Below are 18439 nucleotides of genomic sequence, written 5' to 3' on the forward strand. Positions count from 1 at the left end.
CGGTGAAGGAAACAGCCATGAGCACGGCCACCCAGGCGCCCATCACGTTCGACCTCAAGCCCTCCGCCCACCCGCTGTCCGCAGCGGAGCGCGAGGCCCGGCTGGTCAACCCCGGCTTCGGCCGGGTCTTCACCGACCACATGGTCACCGTCCGCTGGACCGAGGGCGTGGGCTGGCACGACGCCCAGCTGGCGCCGTACGCCCCGCTGGAGATCGACCCGGCGAACATGACCCTGCACTACGGCCAGGCGATCTTCGAGGGCCTGAAGGCCTACCGCCAGGCCGACGGCTCCATCGCCACCTTCCGCCCGGAGGCCAACGCCGCCCGCTTCCAGGCCTCGGCCCGCCGCCTGGCGATGCCGGAGCTGCCGGTGGAGACCTTCGTCGAGGCCGTCGAGCTGCTGGTCCGCCAGGAGCAGGACTGGGTGCCGAACGAGCCGGAGCAGAGCCTCTACCTGCGCCCGTTCATGTTCGCCACCGAGGTCGGCCTGGGCGTCCGCCCGGCCAACTCCTACCTCTTCATGATCATCGCCTCGCCGGCCGGCGCCTACTTCCAGGGCGGCATCAAGCCGGTCTCGGTCTGGCTGTCCAAGGAGTACGTCCGGGCCGCGCCCGGCGGGACCGGCGCCGCCAAGTGCGCCGGCAACTACGCCGCCTCGCTGGTCGCCCAGGCCCAGGCCGCCGAGAAGGGCTGCGACCAGGTGGTCTGGCTCGACGCCGCCGAGCACCGGTGGGTCGAGGAGATGGGCGGCATGAACCTGTACTTCGTCTTCGGCGAGGGCAAGGACGCCAGGATCGTCACCCCGGAGCTGTCCGGCGCCCTGCTGCCCGGCATCACCCGCGACTCGCTGCTCCAGCTGGCCGCCGACCTCGGCTACGCCGTCGAGGAGCGCCGGATCTCCACCGACGAGTGGCAGCAGGCCAACGCCGACGGCACCCTCACCGAGGTCTTCGCCTGCGGCACCGCCGCCGTCATCACCCCGGTCGGCTCGGTGAAGTCCGCCGCCGCCGACTGGACCGTCGGCGCCGGCGAGCCCGGCCCGGTCACCATGGAGCTGCGCAAGGCCCTGCTGTCGATCCAGGGCGGCCAGACCCCGGACACCCACCACTGGCTGCACAAGATCGTCTGATCGCCGCACCCCGTCCGGCACCGCCCGGCCCGGCTCGCCCTTCCGGCCTGCCCGCGCCCGGCCGCCCCACCCGCCCGGCCCGCCCGTTTCGCATCGCGAGACGAGCGGGCCGGATCCCGGGCAGCTGTGCCAGACTTCGAGCGTGTCCTCGCTTTCGCTGATGATTAGCAGCAGGCGCGCCGGTCCGCAGTGACCGCTTCCCGCACGACCCGATGCGGAGCGACCACTAGCGTCCAGACCCGCGCGCAGACCTCTCGCACCCGCGAGGGGTCTTTTTGTTTCTCCCGGACCGGCCGACGGCCCTCACAAGGGGCCCGGGGACACCGGGACCGCGCGCGGGATCATGGACAGTGGAGCCGGGACGAGAAAGTCCGGCAGAGCAGTACCTTCCTCCCCGAAACGGAGAACCAGGGGTCATGACCGAGGTCACCCGTACCGACGACAGTTTCCACGTGTTCGACACCACGCTGCGCGACGGAGCACAGCGGGAGGGCATCAACCTGACGGTGGCGGACAAGCTGGCCATCGCCCGGCACCTGGACGAGTTCGGGGTCGGCTTCATCGAGGGCGGCTGGCCCGGCGCCAACCCGCGTGACACCGAGTTCTTCGCCCGCGCCGCCACCGAACTGGAGCTGGAGCACGCCCGGCTGGTCGCCTTCGGCGCCACCCGCCGGGCCGGCGGCAGGGCGGCGGAGGACCCGCAGCTGGCCGCGCTGGTCGCCTCCGGCGCCCCGGTGATCACCCTGGTGGCCAAGGCGCACGACCGGCACGTGGAGCTCGCGCTGCGCACCACCCTGGACGAGAACCTGGAGATGGTCCGGGACAGCGTCGAGTTCCTCCGTTCCCAGGGGCGGCGGGTGTTCATCGACTGCGAGCACTTCTTCGACGGCTACCGGGCGAACCCCGAGTACGCGGTGTCGGTGGTCCGCACCGCGCACGAGGCCGGCGCGGACGTCGTGGTGCTCTGCGACACCAACGGCGGGATGCTGCCGGCCGGCGTGCGGGAGATCGTCGCCGAGGTGCTCGCCAGGACCGGTGCCCGGCTCGGCATCCACGCCCAGGACGACACCGGCTGCGCGGTGGCCAACACCCTGGCCGCGGTGGACGCCGGCGCGACCCACGTGCAGTGCACCGCCAACGGCTACGGCGAGCGGGTCGGCAACGCCAACCTGTTCCCGGTGGTCGGCGCGCTGGAGATCAAGTACGACCGCCGGGTGCTGCCCGCGGGCCGGCTGGCCGAGATGACCCGGATCTCGCACGCGATCGCCGAGCTGGTCAACCTGACCCCCTCCACCCACCAGCCGTACGTCGGCTTCTCGGCCTTCGCCCACAAGGCGGGCCTGCACGCCTCCGCGATCAAGGTCGACCCGGACCTCTACCAGCACATCGACCCCGAGCGGGTCGGCAACACCATGCGGATGCTGGTCTCCGACATGGCCGGCCGGGCCTCCGTCGAGCTCAAGGGCAAGGAACTCGGCTACGACCTCTCCAGCGACCGGGACCTGGCCGGCCGGGTGGTGGCCAGGGTGAAGGAGCAGGAGAACCTCGGCTACACCTACGAGTCCGCCGACGCCTCCTTCGAGCTGCTGCTGCGCGACGAGGTGCGCGGCGGCCGGGACCGCTTCTACACGCTGGAGTCCTGGCGGACCATCAGCGAGCAGGGCCCGAACGGCTTCACCGGCAACGAGGCCACCGTCAAGCTGTGGGCCAAGGGCGAGCGCCGGATCGCCACCGGCGAGGGCAACGGCCCGGTCAACGCGCTGGACCAGGCGCTGCGCGCGGCCCTGGAGGGCATCTACCCGCCGCTGGCCACCTTCGAGCTGGTGGACTACAAGGTCCGCATCCTGGAGGGCCAGCACGGCACCGGCTCCAAGACCCGGGTGCTGATCGAGTCCACCGACGGCGCCGTCACCTGGTCGACGGTGGGCGTGGCCGACAACGTGGTCGCCGCCTCCTGGCTGGCGCTGGAGGACGCGTACACCTACGGCCTGATCCGGGCCGGCCTGGAGCCCACCGAGTAGTCGCCCCGAACGCGCCTGTGGCCCGCGGGACCTCGCCGGAGGTCCCGCGGGCCACGGTCGTGCGCGATCACCGCAGTCGGGCCAGCAGGGCGTGTTCGACGAGGGTGATGAGGGCGCTCTTGGCGCTGTCGCGGCGGCGGGCGTCGAGGGTGATGACGGGGGTGTCGGCGCCGAGTTGGAGTGCTTCGCGGACTTCGTCGGGGGTGTGGGGCTGGTGTCCGTCGAAGCCGTTGAGGGCGACGACGAAGGGCAGTCCGCTGTTCTCGAAGTAGTCGAGGGCGGGGAAGCAGTCGGCGAGGCGGCGGGTGTCGACGAGGACGACGGCTCCGATGGCGCCTCGGACGAGGTCGTCCCACATGAACCAGAAGCGGTCCTGTCCGGGGGTGCCGAAGAGGTAGAGGATGAGGTCTTCGTCGAGGGTGATGCGGCCGAAGTCCATGGCGACGGTGGTGGTCGTCTTGCCGGAGACGTGGCTGAGGTCGTCGATGCCGGCGGAGGCCGAGGTCATGACGGCTTCGGTGCGCAGGGGGTTGATCTCGGAGACGGCGCCGACGAGCGTGGTCTTGCCGACACCGAAGCCGCCCGCGACGACGATCTTCGCGGAGGTGGTGGCGCGGGTGGGGGCGGCCGCGTTAGAGCTTGCGAAGTCCACTGAGGACCCTTTCGAGCAGCGTGACGTCGGGCTGGTTTCCGGTTTCGCCGCCGGAAGCGGGCTGGTGGATGGCGACCAGGCCGGCCTCGGCCAGGTCGGCCACGAGGATGCGGGCCACTCCCAGGGGAAGCGAGAGCAGCGCCGACACCTCGGCGACGGATTTGACCTCCGTGCACAGCGTGCAGATCCGCTGGTGCTCGGGGAGCAGGGTGGCCAGGCGCTGCGGGTCGACATCGGCGGAGACCAGGGCCTCCAGCGCGAGTTCGTAGCGCGGGCGGGTCCGGCCGCCGGTCATCGCGAACGGGCGGATCAGCGGGCCGGAGTCGGGTTCGTCCTCGAACTCCTCGTAGTGGCCGGGCTCCTGGGCGGGCCGGTAGCCGGGCGCCGGCTCGGGCGCCGGGGCCGGGTAGCCGGGTGCCGGGGCGCCGTACGAGGGCTGCCGGGCGTACTGGTCGTACTGGCCGTACTGCTCTTCGGGGCGGGGGTACGGCTGCTGGGGCTGTCCGTACTGGTGCCGGCCGTACTGCTGACCGTGGCCGACGCCGGGTGCTCCGAAGGCGTCATGGCCTGTGCCAGGGTACGGAACGCCGTACTGGCCGCTGCGGTCGTCGGGCGGTGTCACGGTTCCTCTCCTCACAGGGTGCGGCGGTGCGGTGCGAGCTTCGGCGCAGGTCCGGAGCCGGTGGTGCGAAGGCCGTACAACGTCCGAACCCGAGCCCGCCGAAGCGGGCCCGGGAAGGACGCGGAGGTGCTTCGAATACCTGGACGGTATCCGACGAACCGTCAGTGCAGGAGACTGCCCTGGAGTTCAGCGCGAAGAGCGGGGGTCAGGACGGCGCCGGCGCGGTCGACGAGCAGGGCCATCTCGTAGCCGACGAGGCCGATGTCGGAGTCCGGGGAGGCGAGGACGGCGAGCGCGGAACCGTCGCTGATGGCCATCAGGAACAGGAAGCCCCGCTCCATCTCGACCACGGTCTGGTTGACCTCGCCGCCCTCGAAGATCCGGCTGGCGCCGGAGGTGAGGGAGGTGAGGCCGGAGGCGACGGCGGCGAGCTGGTCGGCACGGTCGCGCGGGAAGCCCTCGGACATGCACAGCAGGAGGCCGTCCGCGGAGACCACCACGGTGTGGGACACCCCGGGGGTGTTGTCCACGAAATTGGTGATCAGCCAGTTCAGGTTCTGTGCGGCCTGGCTCATCTGAGTCAACTCAACGCTCCTGGTGGTTCGAGCCGCCGAAGAGATCGGTGCTCCGGTTCTGTCCGTTGCCGGACTGGTCTGCCTGATCGGGGTCGATCCGGAAGCTTCCGGTGTTACCGGCGCTGCGGCCCTGCTCCACACCGCGGCGCAGGTTGGTGAGGCGGCCACGGACCTCCTCCGGGCTGCGGGAGACCTGCGGCCCGTCCTGCGGGGTGGGCTTGGCGTTGCCGGGCACCAGGTTCTGCTTGGGCACGCGCCGCGGCAGACCGGCACCCGTGGTGCCGCTGGAGCTGGGCTCGCGCAGCTGCTCGGCCCGCTGCCAGTCGCCGTCGTTCGGCGACTGCCAGGCGGTGCTGGCGGTCGGGCCGGTCGGGCCGTATCCGCCGAGCGAGGACACGTCGTGGCCGCGCTGGGTCGGGGACGCCGAGGTGTCCTTGGCGCCGGCGAACCAGTTCGGGGCGTCGCCGGACGCGCCGGCGCCGGACGGGGCGGCGGCGGGGCCACCGCTCGCCAGCTGCTCGCCGGGGCGGCGCTGCGGCAGCCCGGACGGCAGGGTGGTGTGCGCCTCGGCGGCGGGCAGCGCGGGCGGCTCCGGGGCGTACGGGTGGCCGGCCGGGGACTCCTCGGCCTGCCGGCCGTACTGGTCGGCGTACCCGTCCTGCTGGTAGCCGCCCTGGTCGTAGCCGTACCGGTCGTCGGCGTAGCCCTGCTGCTCGTAGCCCTGGGGGGCGTACTGGTCGTAGCCGTCCTGGGCGTACTCGTCCTGCTGGTACTCGTCCTGCTGGTAGCCGCCCTGGTCGTAGCCGTACCGGTCGTCGGCGTGGGGCTGCTGCTCGTATCCCTGCGGGGCGTACTGGTCGTAGCCCTGCTGGTAGTCCTCCTCGACCTCGGCGTCCACCACCGGCGCCTGCGGGCCGCCCTCCAGGGCCGCGCGGCGGACCTGGTCGAGGCGCTGCGAGCGCTGGACGGACTCCAGGGCCGGGCTGAACCCGCTGGAGCCGGCGTTGCCGATGCCGGTGAGGTGGTCGTCGAAGCCGAGCTCGGCGGCGCTGCGGGCCGTGGCGTCCGGCGCCCACTGGGCGGTCGGCTCCTGCTCGGCGAAGATCCGCGAGACGGTGAACTGCTCGTCCGGCTCCGGCGCCGCACCCGACTGGGTGACGAACGGCGGGAGCATGACCAGCGAGGTGGTGCCGGCGGACTCGCCGGACGGGCGGAGCTGGACGCGGATGTCGTGCCGCTGGGAGAGCCGGCCGACCACGAACAGGCCCATGCGGCGGGAGATGGTGGCGTCCACCGTGGGCGGCTCGGCCAGCTTCTCGTTGATCTCCGCGAAGTCCTCGGCGGTGAGGCCGATGCCCTTGTCGTGGATCTCGACCAGCACCCGGCCGTCCGGCAGGCGGGTCGCGTTGACCAGGACCCGGGTCTGCGGGCTGGAGAACGAGGTGGCGTTCTCCAGCAGCTCGGCGAGCAGGTGGACGAGGTCGGTCACGGCGGCGCCGACGACGTCGACCTCCGGGATGCCGGAGAGCTCGACGCGCTCGTACTGCTCCACCTCGGAGGCGGCGGCGCGGAGCACGTCGACCAGCGGGACCGGGGTGTTCCAGCGGCGGCCGGCCTCCTCGCCCGCGAGGACGAGGAGGTTCTCACCGTTGCGGCGCATACGGGTCGCGAGGTGGTCCAGCTTGAAGAGGTTCTCCAGCTGGTCCGGGTCGGCCTCGTTGTTCTCCAGGTCGGTGATCAGCGCCAGCTGGCGCTGGATCAGGCTCTGGCTGCGGCGCGACAGGTTGGTGAAGATCGCGTTGACGTTCCCTCGCAGCAGGGCCTGCTCGGCGGCGAGCGCCACCGCCTGCTGGTGGACCTGGTCGAACGCCCGGGCGACCTCGCCGATCTCGTCCTTGCCGTGCAGCGGGATCGGGGTCACCGAGGTGTCGACCCGCTCGGGGTCGGTCTTGGAGAGCTTCTCGACCAGGTCCGGCAGACGGTGGTCGGCGATCTCCAGGGCGGCGCTGCGCAGGGTGCGCATGCCGAGGATCATCGAGCGGGCCACGTAGCCGGTGAGCAGACCGGCCAGGATGAGCGCCGCGACGACGATGATCGTGTTGAGGATGGCGTCGTAGAGCGCGTTGTCCTTCAGGGCGCGGGACTCGGTGAGGACGTCGTCCAGCAGCGCGATCTCGGTGTTCCGCAGGGCCTGGATGTGGGTGTTGGCGGCCTGGTTCCAGTTGTCCGGGGTCAGGCCGGCGTTCTTCGCCTCGGCGAACGCGGCGTCGGCGGCGGCCTTGCCCTTCTGCTGGCCGTCGGCGGCGGCCTGGCTGTACGAGGCAGCCAGGGCCAGCAGGCCCTGCATGCTGGGCGCAGAACCGTTGGGCATCTTGTACGCCGAGCGCTCCTGGGCGGTGGCCAGGGCGACCTGCGCGTCCGAGTACTTCTTGGCGTCCTCGGGGGCGCTACCGGTCTTGAACTCGTTGAGGGAGACCTGCTCCAGCTTCTCCGAGATCACGATCTGCTGGGTCGCGTCGACGTTCTCGTACCGGGTGGTGGCATTCTGCGAGATGCCGACCAGCAGGCTGAGCATCAGCGCGCGCTGGGTCGAGGCGGAGGCCTTGGCCAGCGACATCGCGTAGATCGCGCGGCCCTTGCTGGTGGCGTTGGCGGAGCCCAGACCGACCGAGTTGTCGTAGGCCAGCAGCGGGGCGAACATCACCGAGTAGGCGTTGGCGGTCGCGCTGATGAACAGCTCGGGGCTGTACGCGTTGGCCCGCAGGTGCGCCAGGTCGATGACCAGGGCCTGGAAGGCCTCGTGGCGGCGGGGGAGCTCACCGGACTTGTCCGAGGCGGCGTAGGCGGCGTTGTAGGCCTTCAGCGCGGCGTCGGTGTCGTTGCGGCGCTTGGTGACCTCGTTGTTCGGGTCCTGCTTGGTGAGCAGGGGTATGAGCGTCTTGTCGCGCTCGTTCTCCAGCGCCTCGGCGAGTTCGGTCGCCGCCTTGGCCAGCTCCGCGGTCTTCTCGGCGCGGGAGGCCTTGATGTAGCCGTCGACCGAGGTGTTCACGCGCAGACCGCCGAAGACGAGACTGATGATCACGGGGATCAGCAGGATCGCGATCAGACGGGTCGGCACGCGCCAGTTGCGCGGGCGGAGGAAGTCGTACCGGCTGGAGCCGCCGCCGTCGCCCGACGAACCGCCGCTGCGGGGCGCCGTGGGCGCGGCCTGGGGCTCGGGGGCCGGGGCGGGGCCCTGGGCGCGTTCCTCGGTGGGAGTGAACGCGGAGAATCCGGCCGGATCCCCCTGGGTACCGTTCGGCTCGCTCTGGCGGGGCTCGGAGCGCCGCTGCGGGGCGGGTTGCTGCTTACGCCTCACTCGACAACTACCTCTCGGCCGACTGCCGGCCATGGATCAATCCAGCGCTACCCCGGTGCCCTGACCTCCGCCGGACGGGCCGGAGCAGGAGACATCCAGGGGTAGCTGGAATTTCAGCACGTGCGGGGATGGGGGACAAACAGCCGAAGTCCGACGCCCACGCCGGAACAATCCGGACATTCACCGACATGGCGGAGCAAATCCGTGGTCACCTGGCGCTGAGTGACGCGGATTCGCCACACTGAGTCATTGTTGATCACAAAATGCCTACCGAACTGTTATCCGCTGCTTATACACGGGTCTTGCGCGGGGCCCCCGGAGGACACCGGCCGGTAAGCATCGCGGCCCCGACGGCCCGCTGCAGGGGACGGACCGTCGGGGCCGGGCGGTTCCCCCTCGCTCAGCGGAGCCGGGCCAGCAGGGCGTGTTCGACGAGGGTGATGAGGGCGCTCTTGGCGCTGTCGCGGCGGCGGGCGTCGAGGGTGATGACGGGGGTGTCGGCGCCGAGTTGGAGTGCTTCGCGGACTTCGTCGGGGGTGTGGGGCTGGTGTCCGTCGAAGCCGTTGAGGGCGACGACGAAGGGCAGTCCGCTGTTCTCGAAGTAGTCGAGGGCGGGGAAGCAGTCGGCGAGGCGGCGGGTGTCGACGAGGACGACGGCTCCGATGGCGCCTCGGACGAGGTCGTCCCACATGAACCAGAAGCGGTCCTGTCCGGGGGTGCCGAAGAGGTAGAGGATGAGGTCTTCGTCGAGAGTGATGCGGCCGAAGTCCATGGCGACGGTGGTGGTCGTCTTGCCGGAGACGTGGCTGAGGTCGTCGATGCCGGCGGAGGCCGAGGTCATGACGGCTTCGGTGCGCAGGGGGTTGATCTCGGAGACGGCGCCGACGAGCGTGGTCTTGCCGACACCGAAGCCGCCCGCGACGACGATCTTCGCGGAGGTGGTGGCGCGGGTGGGGGCGGCCGCGTTAGAGCTTGCGAAGTCCACTGAGGACCCTTTCGAGCAGCGTGACATCGGGCGTTCCGCCCGACTCGCCCGCGGCGGCGGGCTGGTGGATGGCGACGAGACCGGCCTCTGCAAGGTCGGCGACGAGGATGCGGGCGACACCGAGCGGCACGCCGGCCAGTGCGGAGATCTCCGCGATGGACTTGACCTCGCGGCAGAGGCTGACGATCCGGGCGTGCTCGGGCAGCAGTCCGGTGGTCCGGTCGGCCGAGCCGGTCGTGGAGATCAGGGCCTCGATGGCGAGCTGGTACCGCGGGCGGGTCCGGCCGCCGGTCATCGCGTACGGGCGGACCAGCGGCTGCTGCTCGTAGCCGTCGGACTGCTGCCCGCCGTAGCCGCTGCCGTACCCGTTGCCGTACGAGCCGGCGGGTGTCGAAGGCGGGGTCATGGGTCCTCCTAGTGCTGCAGCCTTGAGCAGCCGGTTCCAGCTGGGGCGGTGCCAGCTGAGGCGAGATCAGCTGCCTGAGGGTAGCTGAGGGTGGTTCGCCGGGTCCGGTCGGGTCGGACCCGGCGAGGGCAGGTGGGACGGGGTGGGCGGATCCGCGCGGGAGCCCCGGGTCAGTGCAGGAGACTGCCCTGGAGTTCCGCGCGGAGTGCGGGGGTGAGGACGGCGCCGGCCCGGTCGACGAGCAGGGCCATCTCGTAGCCGACGAGGCCGATGTCGGAGTCCGGGGCGGCCAGGACGGCCAGCGCCGAGCCGTCGCTGACGGCCATCAGGAACAGGAACCCCCGCTCCATCTCGACCACGGTCTGGTTGACCTCGCCGCCCTCGAAGATCCGGCTCGCACCGTTGGTCAGCGAGGTGAGACCGGAGGCGACCGCCGCCAACTGGTCGGCCCGGTCCCTGGGGAAGCCCTCGGACATGCACAGCAGGAGGCCGTCCGCGGAGACCACCACGGTGTGGGACACCCCGGGGGTGTTGTCCACGAAGTTGGTGATCAGCCAGTTCAGGTTCTGTGCGGCCTGGCTCATCTGGTTCAACTCAACGCTCCTGGTGATCTGCGCCGTTGCCGTCGCTCCGGCCACCGAAACTATCGAATCCGGGCTGCTGGGCACCATGCTGGAAGCCCGACTGGTTGGCGGCCTGCTCGGCCCCGACGCGGCGGCCCTGCTGGATGCCGCGGCGCAGGTTGGTCAGCCGGCCGCGGACCTCCTCGGGGGCCCGGGAGACCTGCGGACCGGTCAGCGGCGAGGCCTCGGCGGTGCCGGAGACCAGGTTGGCCTGCGGGGTCCGCCGGGGCAGGCCCGACATGGTGACACCGCTGGTCGAGGGCTCGCGGATCTGCTCGGCCCGGCGCCAGCGCTCGTCGTTCGCGGACGGACGCCACGGCGCGTCGCCGGGCTGCTGGCCCTGCGGCTGCGGAGGCTGCTGCTGGTTCTGCTGCTGGGCCTGCGGCTGCTGCTGCGGGGCCTGCTGCTGCGGAGCCGGCTGGGGCGCCTGCTGCCGGGGTGCCTGCTGCGGAGCCTGCTGCTCCTGGGCCTGCGGCTGGAACTCCGGCGAGGAGGTGCCGGGGCGGCGCGGCTGGTACGACCGCTGCCGCGCCTGCAGCCCGTCGGCCTGCGGGGCCCACGGCTGCTCGCCGCCGGGCCGCTGACCGGCCTCGGACGGACCGGTCGGCAGCGCCATCGGCTCCTGGTACGGCAGCGGCTGCGGCTGCTGCGGCGCCTGCTCCTGGCGCACCGGCTCCGGACGCGGCGGGTTCGGCACGTTCGGCAGCACCGGCTCGACCAGGCCGAGGCCCAGCGGGTCGCGCGGGTCGATCTGGCTGGCCTCGAAGCGCGGGCGGGCGAACTGCTGGGTGCTCTCCACCGGCGCCGGCTCGGCCGACGGCAGCGGCTGGGGCTGCTGCTGGGCCTGCGGCGGCAGCTGCGGCTGACGGTCGCGCTGCGGCGCGTCCGGGCCGGGGCGCTGCGGACCGCGCGGGCCCTGGCCGGCGGGCCGGCCGGGGGCACCGGGGCCCTGCGGGGCCGGACGGCGCTGCGGCAGGCCGTCCTGCGGACGGTTGCCCGGACGGGCACCCTGCTGCGGCGTGCCGGGACCGCCGGGGCGGCCGTGCTGGGGCTGCTCGCCGGTCCGGGCACCCGGACCGCCGTCGAACTCGCCGCCGGGACGCTGCCGTTCCTGGCCGGGCCGGCCGGGCTGCTGCTGACCCGGCTGGGGCTGACCGGGCTGCTGCGGACGGCCGCCGCGGCGCGGCAGGCCGTTCGGGCCGCTCTGCGGCGGGCCCTGGCGGCCCGGGGCGCGCTGCGGCAGACCGCCCTGCTGGGCCTGCTGCTGGGCCTGCTGCGGAGTCTGCTGCTGCGGCGCCTGCGGCTGCTGCGGGGCCTGCTGCTTCTGCTGCGGCTGGGCGGGCCGTCGGCCCTGGCCCTGCTGAGCGCCGCCCTGCGGGGCCGGGTTCTCCCGCAGCGACTTGCCGACCTGGCGGGTCGGCAGACCGCCGGCGGGCGCACCCGGGCCGGCCTGCGGAGCGGGAGCGGCCGGAGCGGCCGGACCGCCCTGGCCGAGCTGCGGGCGACCGCCCTGCGGGGCACCCGCGGCCGGGCCCTGGCCGAGCGCGGCGGGACCGCCCTGGCGGGCGGGCGGCACCTGGCGCTGCTGGCGCGGCGTCGGGGTGACCCCGCGCTGCTGCTTGCCCTGGCCGGAGCCGGCCCGGCCGGCGCCACGGCGGTCACCCGAATTGGTGACGTCCACGGGGAGCATGACCAGCGCGGTGGTGCCGCCGGAGTCGCTGGGGCGCAGCTGGATGCGGATGCCGTGTCGCAGGGACAGGCGGCCGACCACGAAGAGGCCCATGCGGCGGGAGACCGAGACGTCCACCGTCGGCGGGTTGGCGAGGCGCTCGTTGATCTCGGCGAGGTCGTCGGGGCTCAGGCCGATGCCGGTGTCGTGGATCTCGACCAGCACGCGGCCGTCCGGCAGCGCGTGGCCGGTGACCCGGACGCGGGTCTGCGGGCTGGAGAACGAGGTGGCGTTCTCCAGCAGCTCGGCGAGCAGGTGGACGAGGTCGTTGACGACGCGGCCGGCGACCTCGGCCGACGGTACGGCGGCGAGTTCGATGCGCTCGTACTGCTCCACCTCGGAGGCGGCGGCGCGGAGCACGTCGACCAGCGGGACGGGACGGGTCCAGCGGCGGCCCGGGTCCTCGCCGGCGAGGACGAGGAGGTTTTCGCCGTTGCGGCGCATGCGGGTCGCGAGGTGGTCCAGCTTGAAGAGGTTGGCCAGCTGGTCCGGGTCGGCCTCGCGGCTCTCCAGCTCGGAGATGAGCGACAGCTGGCGCTGGATGAGGCCCTGGCTGCGGCGCGAGAGGTTGGTGAACATCGCGTTGATGTTGCCTCGCAGGAGGGCCTGCTCGGCGGCGAGGCGGACGGCCTCGCTGTGCACCATGTCGAACGCGTGGGCCACGTGGCCGATCTCGTCGGTGGAGTCGACGGCGACCGGCTCGACCGTGGTGTCGACGTCGTGCGGGTCGGCCTCGGAGAGGGTCTTGACCAGCTCGGGCAGACGGCGCTCGGCGACGTCCTCGGCCGCCGCCTGGAGGCGGGTCAGCGAGCGCACCATCGAGCGGGCGATCAGACCGGCGCCACCGAGGGCGACGAGCAGCACCAGGGCGACCGCGACACCGATGATCAGGGCGTCGGCGTCGGCCTGGGACTGGAGGTCCTGGGCCTTGCCGTCCAGGTTCTCGATGAGCTTGGACTCGATCCGGCGCTCGGCGGTGATCTTGGAGCTGGCCTTCTCGAACCAGTCCTTGTAGCTGACCGCCTCGGTCTGGCGGATGCCGCTCTGGGTGAGGATCGTGGAGGCGTAGCGGTCGGCGTCGGCGACCACCGAGTTGTAGCTCAGCTGGCTGCGCAGGTTGTCCAGGTCGTGCGCGGTGTAGATGTTGTTGAAGCTCGCGATCGCGTTGTCGTACGAGCTGCGCAGACGGATACCGAAGGACTCGTCGCTGGGGCTGAGGTCGGGGGTCTTCGGGTTGGCGAGCGCGGCGCTGATCAGGGCCCGCTGCTGCGAGGTCGCGTTCTTCGCCAGCGAGAACTGCTGGAGCGCGCGGGTGGAGACGACCAGGTCCTTGTTGTTCGACGCGAGCGCGATGTCCTGGGTGATGGACAGCAGGTCGCGGATGATCACGTCGTAGGCGGTGATCGTCGACTGGATGTTCTGGTTGTTCTGGTACGGCAGGCTGCGGGTGTCCGCGATCGAGTTCAGGTCCTTGCGGATCTGGAGCAACAGCGCCTTTCCGCCGGACAGTTCGAGGTTCTCGAACTTGTCGGAGGAGGCGGTGAAGGTGCGGCTCAGGTCGTCGGTGGACTTGCGGGCCGCGACGATGTCGTCGTCCAGCGGAGCGGCCGGGTCGTGGGTGATCGGGCCGGCGCTGATGTCTCGCTCGGTCTGGAGCGCGTCGGCGAGGTTGGTCGCCTTCTTGGCCAGGTCGGAGAGGTTGGCCATCTGGGCGAGTTGCTGCGAGTTCTCCATCGAGCTCTGGATGCGCAGGCCACCGAGGACCAGCGAGACCAGCACGGGGAGGGCGAGCAGCGCGATCAGACGGGTGCGGATGCGCCAGTTGCGCATCGCGAGCCGGTTCAGACCGGTGGCGCGGCGCCGGGTCAGGGAGGTGCGGAGTTTGTCCCGGGCGGACTTCCGCTCCTGGCCCTCCTCCTCCGGGTGGCCGACGGCCTCGGGTGTCACCGGCTCGGCCGGGCCGCTGGGGGCCGCCGCCTGTTGAGGGGCTGCCACAGGCTCACGCGACTCCGGGTTACCCGCGGCGCCGCTACCCCTTTTGAAACGTCCCTGCACTGGCGTCGCAACCTCTGGACCGGGCGTCCCGCCGCGTCGCCACGGCCTGGACGGTGTCGAGTTTCCATCCGCACCCCGGCCGGTCCGGGAGAGCGGGCACCGGGGTGGACCACTCCCTACCCACGGTCCGTCGCATTCCAGCACAGCCGGGGAATCCCAACAAGGGCCGCACGTACCGGGCGCCCGGCGCTACCGACCGCTTGCGTCTTCTCACGGACTGTGCGGTAACAGGACCGGAATACCGCCTTTTTCGGACACTCGCCGGATACATGCCAAGCGGACCCGGGGCCGGGAAGAGTCACAGACCTTCCGGAATGCCCCTTATCGGCGAAATGCCGGAAAATCCCGGTGCGGCGATATGTCGGATATCTGCACTTTGCTCGGCATTTTGTGAGCAAAATCACAGTCTAATGTGTAGCTTTGGTCACGGCCTCTGTGGAATGAGATCTCGTAACCTGGCTGTCTCCGGAGCACGGCCCCGATCAGCCTGCCCAGAACCCCTCCGAATCAATCGGAATCCATCAGGCCGGTGCCGATCGCCGCGATCGACCCGGCCATGACCACGAGGTGCTCTCGATGTCCCAGGCGAAGAACGCCACCAAGTCCACGCTGTCCTGCCGCCCCACGGCGAACCCCCGCCGGACGACGCTGGCCTCGGTCGAGGACTTCAGCAAGATCCCGGGCGCCCGCAAGCCCGAGGACGTCGTGACCTACGGCACCGAGCTGCCGGCCGCCACCGCCAACCCGCGCCGCACCCGGCTGATGGTCGCCCCGGTCGTCGTCCTGCAGGACTGACCGCCGCGGCGCCGCGACGAGGGCGCCGTCGTCACCCCGGTGGCGGCGGCGCCCTCGCCGTTGTGCGGCGCCCCCGCGGCCCGCGGCGGCGACCCGCCCGCGCGCCTCGCGGGGCATTCGACCCCGACCCTCCTGAACAGGGGCAAAGCGGTCGGCCGGGCCCCCACGCGATAGCCTGGAGGCCGATTGACGGGGCCGCGCCCACTGCGGGCGGGGCGCCCACCAGCGCCCGGGCGCGCCCCGGGCGGCCGACGAAGCGAGGGGTGTCCCAGCCGTGCGCATTGCCAGGTTCTCCGTCCGGGAAGGGAGCCCTGCCGCCGGCAGCGTCTCCTTCGGCGTGGTGGAGGGTGACCCTTCCCGGCCCGACTCGCTGGTCGTCCACGCGCTGGCCGGCCACCCGTTCGGCCAGCCCCAGCCCACCGGTGAGAGCTACCGCTTCCAGGACGTCCGGCTGCTCAGCCCGATGCTCCCGAACAAGATCGTGGCGGTCGGCCGCAACTACGCGGCGCACGCGGCGGAGCTGGGCAACGAGGTCCCGGACGCCCCGCTCACCTTCTTCAAGCCGTCCACCTCGGTGATCGGTCCGACCGAGAGCATCGCGTACCCGCCGTTCTCCTCGGACGTCCACCACGAGGCCGAACTGGCCGTGGTGATCGGCCGGATGTGCCGTGAGGTGCCGTTGGACCGGGTGCCCGAGGTGATCCTCGGCTACACCTGCGCCAACGACGTCACCGCCCGGGACGTCCAGCAGCGCGAGGGCCAGTGGGCCCGGGCCAAGGGCTTCGACACGGCCTGCCCGCTGGGCCCGTGGATCGAGACCGACCTCGACCCGAGCGACCTCGCGATCACCTGCACGGTCAACGGCGAGCTCCGCCAGACCGGCCGCACCTCCCTGATGGTCCGCTCGGTCGCCGAGCTGATCGTCCACATCTCCGAGGCCATGACGCTGCTGCCCGGCGACGTCATCCTCACCGGCACGCCCGCAGGGGTGGGCCCGCTCAACGTCGGCGACGAGGTCGCCGTCTCCATCGAAGGCATCGGCACTCTCACCAACAAGGTGATCAAGCGTGGCTAACACTGACCCGGCCGTCCGGGTTCGCTTCTGTCCCTCCCCGACCGGCAACCCCCACGTGGGGATGGTCCGCACGGCCCTCTTCAACTGGGCCTACGCCCGCCACAACGGCGGCACGCTGGTCTTCCGGATCGAGGACACCGACTCCGCCCGCGACTCCGAGGAGTCGTACAACCAGCTGCTCGACGCCATGCGCTGGCTCGGCCTCGACTGGGACGAGGGCCCGGAGGTCGGCGGCCCGGACGCGCCGTACCGCCAGTCGCAGCGGATGGACATCTACGCCGATGTCGCCCGCCGCCTGCACGAGGCCGGCCACGCCTACTACTGCTACTGCTCCACCGAGGAGCTGGACGCCCGCCGCGAGGCCGCCCGCGCGGCCGGCAAGCCCTCCGGCTACGACGGGCACTGCCGCGACCTGACGGACGAGCAGGTGGCGGTCTACAAGCTGGAGAAGCGCGAGCCGATCCTGCGCTTCCGGATGCCGGACAAGACCCTCAGCTTCGACGACCTGGTCCGCGGCACGCTCACCTTCGAGCCGGAGAACGTGCCGGACTACGGCATCGTCCGGGCGAACGGCGCCCCGCTGTACACCCTGGTCAACCCGGTGGACGACGCCCTGATGGGCATCACCCACGTGCTGCGCGGCGAGGACCTGCTGTCCTCCACCCCGCGGCAGATCGCGCTGTACGCCGCGCTCGCCGAGATCGGCGTCGGCAACGGCACCACCCCGCGCTTCGGCCACCTGCCGTACGTGATGGGCGAGGGCAACAAGAAGCTCTCCAAGCGCGACCCGCAGTCCTCGCTCAACATGTACCGCGAGCGCGGCTTCATCCGCGAGGGCCTGCTCAACTACCTGTCCCTGCTGGGCTGGTCGCTGGCCGAGGACCGCGACCTGTTCGACATGGACGAGATGGTCGCCGCCTTCGACGTCACCAAGGTGAACGCCAACCCGGCCCGCTTCGACCTGAAGAAGTGCGAGGCGATCAACGCCGAGCACGTCCGCCGGCTGGCCCCGGAGGACTTCGTCCGCCGCCTGGTGCCCTTCCTCCAGGGCGCCGAGCTGCTGCCGGCCGAGCCCACCGCCGAGCAGCTGGACCTGCTCGCCAAGGTGGCGCCGCTCACCCAGGAGCGGATGGTCGTGCTGAGCGAGATCGTGAACATGGCCGGCTTCCTGTTCGTGGCGCCGGAGAAGTTCGCCCTCGACCCGGACGACGCCGCCAAGGTGCTCACCGCGGACTCCCGCCCGGTGCTGGAGGCCAGCATCAAGGCGCTGGAGGAGCTCGCGGACTTCACCCCGGAGCCGATCCAGGCCGCGCTGCGCGAGGCGCTGGTGGAGGGGCTGGGCATCAAGCCCAAGTTCGCCTTCACGCCGCTGCGGGTGGCCGTCACCGGCCGCCGGGTCTCCCCGCCGCTGTTCGAGTCCATGGAGCTGCTGGGACGCCCGGAGACGCTGCGTCGGCTGCGGGCCGCCCTGGACGCCCTGCCGGCCGCCTGAGCGGGGCGCCGAGCAGGCCGCGGGCCCGGCTTCGTGCCGGGCCCGCGGCGTACCCGGAGGCCGTCCGCAGGCCTCCCGGCCGCTGCCTGGGGTTATCGATTTTGGACCCGGGGCCGACGTCGGGTAATGTTCTTTCTGCGCCGCCCGGGAGGGAACGGACGAGGGAACGAAAGCCCCTCGGAAGGGACCGACCGAGAGGCGCAACGCCTGAGAAGGGCCCGCGAGGCTTCAACTCTGGTGGGGTATGGTGTAATTGGCAGCACGAGTGATTCTGGTTCATTTAGTCTAGGTTCGAGTCCTGGTACCCCAGCGCAGTACGTGAGTACAGCACCACAAAAGAAGATCAAGCCCCCGTTGTGTAGCGGCCTAGCACGCTGCCCTCTCACGGCAGTAGCGCCGGTTCGAATCCGGTCGGGGGTACTGATCCCGCAAGGGATCACCTGGAAAGCCCCCGTTGTGTAGCGGCCTAGCACGCTGCCCTCTCACGGCAGTAGCGCCGGTTCGAATCCGGTCGGGGGTACTTCAGAGCAGGAAGCCGGTGGGCTCGCCCATCGGCCCTTGCTTTGTGTTGGGGTATGGTGTAATTGGCAGCACGAGTGATTCTGGTTCATTTAGTCTAGGTTCGAGTCCTGGTACCCCAGCCAGAAATTGGAAAGACCCCGGTCCCCGGGGTCTTTTTGCTTTCCCCGGAAATGCCCCGAAGGGCCCCGCTCCGTTCCGAGCGGGGCCCTTCCGGCTTTCCACGGGGCCCTTCGGGCTTTCCGCGGGGTCCTGCCGCCCCGGGGTCGGACGGGGCGGAGCGCTGTCCATGCGCTAAGACTGCGGTCTCACTCCGCGAGACACAAGTTCAATCTCCGGCGAAAAGCGCCACTCTGGACGGGAGCGGCCCGGGAGTCTCAGGGCGGCGCACACGCTTTGACC

Annotated in this window: 13 protein-coding genes and 4 tRNA genes; 9 read left to right on the forward strand and 8 right to left on the reverse strand. The window is 71.5% G+C overall.

What is annotated here, in order from left to right:
* The first annotated feature begins 17 nt into the window (after positions 1 to 17).
* Positions 18 to 1130 carry a branched-chain amino acid aminotransferase gene (locus tag ACGFSC_RS23435; protein ID WP_359915403.1) on the forward strand — a complete coding sequence of 371 codons (1113 nt, stop codon included), beginning with the start codon at positions 18 to 20 and terminating at the stop codon, positions 1128 to 1130.
* Positions 1131 to 1546: 416 nt separating this feature from the next.
* A complete protein-coding gene (cimA, locus tag ACGFSC_RS23440) occupies positions 1547 to 3151 on the forward strand; it encodes a citramalate synthase (RefSeq protein ID WP_359915401.1) in 1605 nt (534 codons plus the stop codon).
* A 67-nt stretch (positions 3152 to 3218) separates the two neighbouring features.
* Here cimA and ACGFSC_RS23445 read toward each other — a convergent pair whose 3' ends face one another.
* The 8 genes from ACGFSC_RS23445 to ACGFSC_RS23480 all read right to left on the reverse strand — a co-directional run bounded on the left by ACGFSC_RS23445 (position 3219) and on the right by ACGFSC_RS23480 (position 14096).
* A complete protein-coding gene (locus tag ACGFSC_RS23445; protein ID WP_074001502.1) occupies positions 3219 to 3803 on the reverse strand; it encodes an ATP/GTP-binding protein in 585 nt (194 codons plus the stop codon).
* The gene (locus ACGFSC_RS23450) at positions 3784 to 4425 is read right to left on the reverse strand and encodes a DUF742 domain-containing protein (RefSeq protein ID WP_359915522.1); all 642 of its coding nucleotides are present in this window, start codon (positions 4423 to 4425) and stop codon (positions 3784 to 3786) included. Before ACGFSC_RS23450 ends, ACGFSC_RS23445 begins: the two co-directional genes overlap by 20 nt.
* Positions 4426 to 4586: 161 nt before the next feature.
* Positions 4587 to 5000 carry a roadblock/LC7 domain-containing protein gene (locus ACGFSC_RS23455; protein WP_097236138.1) on the reverse strand — a complete coding sequence of 138 codons (414 nt, stop codon included), beginning with the start codon at positions 4998 to 5000 and terminating at the stop codon, positions 4587 to 4589.
* A 10-nt stretch (positions 5001 to 5010) separates the two neighbouring features.
* Positions 5011 to 8358 (reverse strand): nitrate- and nitrite sensing domain-containing protein, encoded by a 3348-nt coding sequence (locus ACGFSC_RS23460; protein ID WP_359915520.1) that lies wholly within the window; start codon positions 8356 to 8358, stop codon positions 5011 to 5013.
* Between the two features lie 400 nt (positions 8359 to 8758).
* Positions 8759 to 9343 carry an ATP/GTP-binding protein gene (locus ACGFSC_RS23465; protein WP_074001502.1) on the reverse strand — a complete coding sequence of 195 codons (585 nt, stop codon included), beginning with the start codon at positions 9341 to 9343 and terminating at the stop codon, positions 8759 to 8761.
* Positions 9324 to 9749, reverse strand: a complete 426-nt coding sequence (locus ACGFSC_RS23470) for a DUF742 domain-containing protein (RefSeq protein ID WP_359915364.1) — start codon at positions 9747 to 9749, stop codon at positions 9324 to 9326. The genes ACGFSC_RS23465 and ACGFSC_RS23470 overlap by 20 nt, the downstream gene beginning before the upstream one ends.
* 170 nt (positions 9750 to 9919) lie before the next feature.
* Positions 9920 to 10333, reverse strand: a complete 414-nt coding sequence (locus ACGFSC_RS23475) for a roadblock/LC7 domain-containing protein (RefSeq protein WP_359915368.1) — start codon at positions 10331 to 10333, stop codon at positions 9920 to 9922.
* 10 nt (positions 10334 to 10343) lie between these two features.
* Positions 10344 to 14096, reverse strand: a complete 3753-nt coding sequence (locus ACGFSC_RS23480) for a nitrate- and nitrite sensing domain-containing protein (protein ID WP_359915362.1) — start codon at positions 14094 to 14096, stop codon at positions 10344 to 10346.
* Positions 14097 to 14732: 636 nt separating this feature from the next.
* Between ACGFSC_RS23480 and ACGFSC_RS23485 the strand changes: the two genes are divergently transcribed.
* From ACGFSC_RS23485 to ACGFSC_RS23515, 7 genes are all read left to right on the forward strand, one after another.
* On the forward strand, positions 14733 to 14951 hold the full coding sequence (locus ACGFSC_RS23485) for a hypothetical protein (RefSeq protein WP_359915360.1): 219 nt from the start codon (positions 14733 to 14735) through the stop codon (positions 14949 to 14951).
* 274 nt (positions 14952 to 15225) lie between these two features.
* Entirely contained in the window at positions 15226 to 16026 is an 801-nt protein-coding gene (locus tag ACGFSC_RS23490) for a fumarylacetoacetate hydrolase family protein (RefSeq protein ID WP_359915358.1), read from the forward strand.
* The gene (gene gltX, locus ACGFSC_RS23495) at positions 16019 to 17518 is read left to right on the forward strand and encodes a glutamate--tRNA ligase (RefSeq protein ID WP_380357113.1); all 1500 of its coding nucleotides are present in this window, start codon (positions 16019 to 16021) and stop codon (positions 17516 to 17518) included. Before ACGFSC_RS23490 ends, gltX begins: the two co-directional genes overlap by 8 nt.
* A gap of 238 nt (positions 17519 to 17756) precedes the next feature.
* A tRNA-Gln gene (locus ACGFSC_RS23500) sits at positions 17757 to 17828 on the forward strand.
* A 37-nt stretch (positions 17829 to 17865) separates the two neighbouring features.
* Positions 17866 to 17938: transfer RNA gene (locus ACGFSC_RS23505), tRNA-Glu, on the forward strand.
* Positions 17939 to 17965: 27 nt separating this feature from the next.
* A tRNA-Glu gene (locus ACGFSC_RS23510) sits at positions 17966 to 18038 on the forward strand.
* Positions 18039 to 18087: 49 nt separating this feature from the next.
* Positions 18088 to 18162 (forward strand) — tRNA-Gln (locus tag ACGFSC_RS23515).
* The last annotated feature ends 277 nt before the right edge of the window (positions 18163 to 18439 follow it).

The organism is Kitasatospora sp. NPDC048715 (assembly GCF_043198905.1).
Lineage (GTDB): Bacteria > Actinomycetota > Actinomycetes > Streptomycetales > Streptomycetaceae > Kitasatospora > Kitasatospora lactacystinica.